Raw genomic sequence first — 4,326 nt, 5'->3', positions numbered from 1 at the left:
ATTATCTTGAGCAGCATTGATCATCTATTGCTGTGGTTTTTGAAATAATTTAAAAATAAGGAGTTGTTTAGTTTGAAGAAAATCGGATTTATCGGAATGGGCATAATGGGATTGCCTATGGCTGTGAATTTAGTAAAGAAAAGCAAACAGGAAGTTGTAGGCTTTGACGTAGTTGAAGAAAAAAAGAATATTTTCGAAGAAAATGGCGGTATTCCTGTTGATAACACTGATGAAATAACTAATGCCTGCGATATTATTTTTTTATGTCTTCCAACTAATGATTTGGTTAAATCAACCATTCAAAAAATAATAAGTTCCGGCAGAACAGGAACTATAATTGTTGACTTAAGTTCAACTGCTCCTAATGTAATACGTGAAATGTATCCTGTTGCTAAAGAAGCAGGGATAAAACTGCTGGATTCTCCTGTAAGTGGAGGCGAAGTGGGTGCCGTAGAAGGAACTCTGGCAATCATGTGCGGCGGAGACAAGGAAGTTTTTGAAGAGGTACAACCTCTGCTACATTGCATGGGAGCAAATGTTACGTATATGGGAAGTACAGGCTGCGGTTCTGTGGCAAAGCTGGCTAACAACATGATAGTGGGATGCAATCTGGCATCTGTTGGAGAAGCGCTGGCATTTGCAGTTAAGGCAGGTCTTGACCCACAGGTGTTGTTCGATGCAATAAAGGATGGATTTGCAGGTAGTGCGGTCTTCAGTACAAAGGCACCAAAAATAATAAGCAGAAATTATGAGGCAAGTGCAAGAGTAGCTGTTCACCAGAAAGATTTGAAAAATGCAGTATTGCTTGCTAATGAACTGGGAGTTGAAATTCCCATGTCCGAAATGGTATTGGACTATATGAATGAGCTTGAAGCAGACGGAAGAATAAATGAAGACCACTGCGCAGTTGCAAGAATTTATGAAAAACGAATGGGTGTTGAAATTAAGAGCAGTAACGAATAAAAATAAAATAGAATAAAATTTTAATCAATCACTCTTGACAATATTTGTTAAAAAAGTATTAATATTGACTTAGTTATTCTACTAGTGTATAATAAATGAGCAATGAAAATGATTTCATTTAAGGAGTGATTTTTTTTGACAAATTTATTGTCTAAAACTTATGCAGATTATGTGCAGAACGGCTTTAAAAGATGTGAAGCACTTAATACGGACAAGGACAGCAATGTTTGTTTTTTTAATATTTCAGCATTTGATTTAGATTTTCTTTTAGCTGAAAGCAAGGAATTGTTGCATCAATCTGAACAAATTATGGAAAACATGTGCGAGTACATGGACTCTTTCATTTCGATTTTTTTTGTAAACAAGGATGGATATATTTTAAAGGAAAAGAAGTGCAAGGGTTATAACTTGGATTTTGGAATGAACTTACCTTTAGGCGGCAGATTTACCGAGAAGTTCAACGGGAACACATCCATAAGCACGTCAATTGCAGAGAACAGACCAATTTGCCTTATAGGTTCTGAACATTATTGTGCGTGTTATCACGACTATGCAACATTGAGCGCACCTGTATACAATGGCGGTGAAGTAGTGGGTGTGCTGTCGGCTATATGCTTAAAAGAACATGCAAGTCTCTATGCTCTTGGCATGATTGCTTCTTCTGCAAGATCAATAAGCATAGGCTATGAAGCTGAAAAGATTAACAAGGCCATTGTTGAGAAAAACAAATATGAAAGTGCAATAGTTGAAACGCTTACTGATGGTGTTCTCACAGTGGACAAGGACGGATTTGTAACTTATCTGAACCAGGTGGGAGCTGAAATACTTTGCGTGAACAGGGAAAAATCCATTGGAAAGCACATATCGAATGTTGTGGATTTCAAGCCCGTTGTCTTGGATGTTTTGAAGACAGGAAAAGGTTACATTGACAAGGAGTTTCTCCTTACAAATGCATCAGGAATCAAAATTCATTTCATTAAGACAGCAGTTCCCATAAAGGATGAAAATGGAAATGTTGTAACTGTTGTAGATACATTCAGAAAAATCAAAAGAGTCAACAAGTTTTTAAATGAAATGACGGGAGCCTATGCCAATTTTAATTTTGAAGATATTATAGGATCAAGTTCAAAGCTTCAGGACTGTATAAATACTGCAAAAGCTGCAGCCAGCAGCCTGTCAAATGTATTGATTACAGGAGAAAGCGGTACGGGAAAAGAGCTTATTGCACATTCCATACACAATTACAGCGACAGAAGAAAGCAGCCGTTTGTTTCAATAAATTGCGGCGCCATCCCAAGAGAGCTTCTGGAATCTGAGCTTTTCGGATATGAACCCGGTTCGTTTACAGGTGCTTCCACCAAGGGAAGAATAGGCAAGTTTGAGCTGGCTGACGGAGGCACTATATTTCTTGATGAAATAGGGGAAATGCCAATGGATATGCAGGTAAGCTGTTAAGAGTTATTCAGGACAGAAAGCTTACAAGGGTTGGCGGGAACAGCGTTTTTGATCTTGATGTAAGAATTATTGCAGCAACAAACAAAAATCTATTGGATCTTTGCAAAAAAGGAATTTTCAGAGAAGACTTATATTACAGGATTAACGTTCTTCATGTAAATCTTCCTTCATTAAGAGAACGCAAGGAAGATATTCATGAACTTATTCGCCATTTCATTAAAAAAGTAAGCAATTATTTAAATAAGACGGTTAATGAAATTTCTCCGGGCGCCATGAAAAAAATATTGAGCTACAGTTGGCCGGGAAATATCAGAGAATTGGAAAATGCAATAGAAAGAGCAGTTAATCTTTGTAATGGCAGCATTATAACAGAAAATGAAATATTTAATGCTGAGTGGAGTATTACAAATGCTGCAACAAGACAGGCAGAAGAATCTTCTTCTACTTCTTCCGAAGCGCTTTCTGAAAGGGATATTGAACCGCTGGAAGTCATGGAAAGAAGGGCCATTGAAAGGGCTCTCAGCATTTCCGGAGGAAATATAACCATAACTGCAAATATGCTGCAGGTTACAAGAAACACAATTTATAACAAAATGAAAAAGTATAATTTAGCAGAATGAATTAGTAAATAAAATTTAGCAGTGCTAAAAAAATTGGCACTGCTAAAAAAATGCGCAAACGAGTGCACAAAATTTTAACATTCAATAAAGTTACAGTTTGCAAATGTCTGTTTTGAGTTTGATGTAAAATTAACTTTATGTAAATGCAAATGTTTTTCTGGCTTAGTGTTAAAATTGGCATATCAATTGCAAGTATATATGTAATCAAAAAACTTTTAGGAGGAATTTAAGTAATGAAAAAAATATTATCCCTTATACTTGTAGCAGCCTTGACATTAAGTGTTGGCTTGACAGGATGCTCATCAAAATCAGAGCAGCCAGCTGGAGATAAGCCTGCCGAATCTACAGGGGAAAAGGTAACTTTGAAATTTAGTACTACAACTGCAGACACATCAACTTGGACTTTAGGTGCTAAAAAATTCGCTGAAATAGTTGGCGAAAAAACAAATGGAAGAATTGAAGTTAAAGTATATCCTAATGATCAGTTATCAGGCGGAAATCAAAGCAAGGGTATTGAAATGCTTATGTCAGGTTCAACAGATTTGACTTTCCACTCTAATATAATTTATTCAGTAATGGATGAAAGATTCGGAGTTGTAAGCTTACCATTCTTAATTCAAGATACTGCCACTGCAGATAAATTGCTTGACGGAGAAGCTGGAGCAGCTTTAAATGAAATATTGCTTGAAAAGAACATAGTAGGCCTTGGATTTGGAGAAAATGGTTTCAGACAATTAACAAACAGCAAAAAAGCTGTTGAATCACCTGCTGATATGGCTGGTATGAAAATAAGAATACCTGGAATCAAAATGTTCATTTCTCTTTACAAAACTTTAGGCGCTGACCCTATAACAATGAACTTCGGTGAAGTGTTTACAGCTTTACAGCAAGGAACAATTGACGGACAGGAAAACCCAACAGACGTTATTTCTTCATCAAAAATCAATGAAGTTCAGGAATACATGACTGTATGGGATTATGCATATGATGCAATCATACTTGGAATGAACAAAGACAAGTTTGAAAGCTTCAGTGCAGAAGATCAACAAATCATTAAAGATGCTGCAAAAGAAGCTATTGCTTACCAGAGACAAATCAACAGAGAAAAAGCAGCTACACAAACTCAACAATTTATTGATGGCGGCATGAAAGTAAACACATTAACACCAGAACAAAAAGCAGTATTCAAAGAAGCAGTTCAACCTGTATACGCTGAATATGAACCAATAATGGGTAAAGACCTTATTGATGCTTTCAGATAGTAGCACAAATAAAATTTTTTATACGA

General features: G+C 36.4%; 3 protein-coding genes and 1 pseudogene. All 4 read left to right on the top strand.

All coding sequences use genetic code 11. The features are described from left to right. Positions 1-72: 72 nt before the first annotated feature. On the top strand, positions 73-963 hold the full coding sequence (locus BN358_RS21295) for an NAD(P)-dependent oxidoreductase (RefSeq protein ID WP_019230564.1): 891 nt from the start codon (positions 73-75) through the stop codon (positions 961-963). Positions 964-1,272: 309 nt separating this feature from the next. Continuing rightward, positions 1,273-2,516 (top strand): annotated as a pseudogene (locus BN358_RS28055) (sigma 54-interacting transcriptional regulator); the annotation flags it as partial. 174 nt (positions 2,517-2,690) lie between these two features. Further along, positions 2,691-3,038, top strand: a complete 348-nt coding sequence (locus BN358_RS29475; protein WP_368730817.1) for a helix-turn-helix domain-containing protein — start codon at positions 2,691-2,693, stop codon at positions 3,036-3,038. A 233-nt stretch (positions 3,039-3,271) separates the two neighbouring features. Further along, a complete protein-coding gene (locus tag BN358_RS21285) occupies positions 3,272-4,300 on the top strand; it encodes a DctP family TRAP transporter solute-binding subunit (protein ID WP_019230561.1) in 1,029 nt (342 codons plus the stop codon). The last annotated feature ends 26 nt before the right edge of the window (positions 4,301-4,326 follow it).

Origin of the sequence: Sedimentibacter sp. B4, assembly GCF_000309315.1 — a bacterium.
In the GTDB taxonomy this organism is placed as follows: domain Bacteria; phylum Bacillota; class Clostridia; order Tissierellales; family Sedimentibacteraceae; genus Sedimentibacter; species Sedimentibacter saalensis.
Note: the sequence above shows the minus strand (reverse complement) of the source record. Positions and strands in the feature narration are given on the sequence as shown.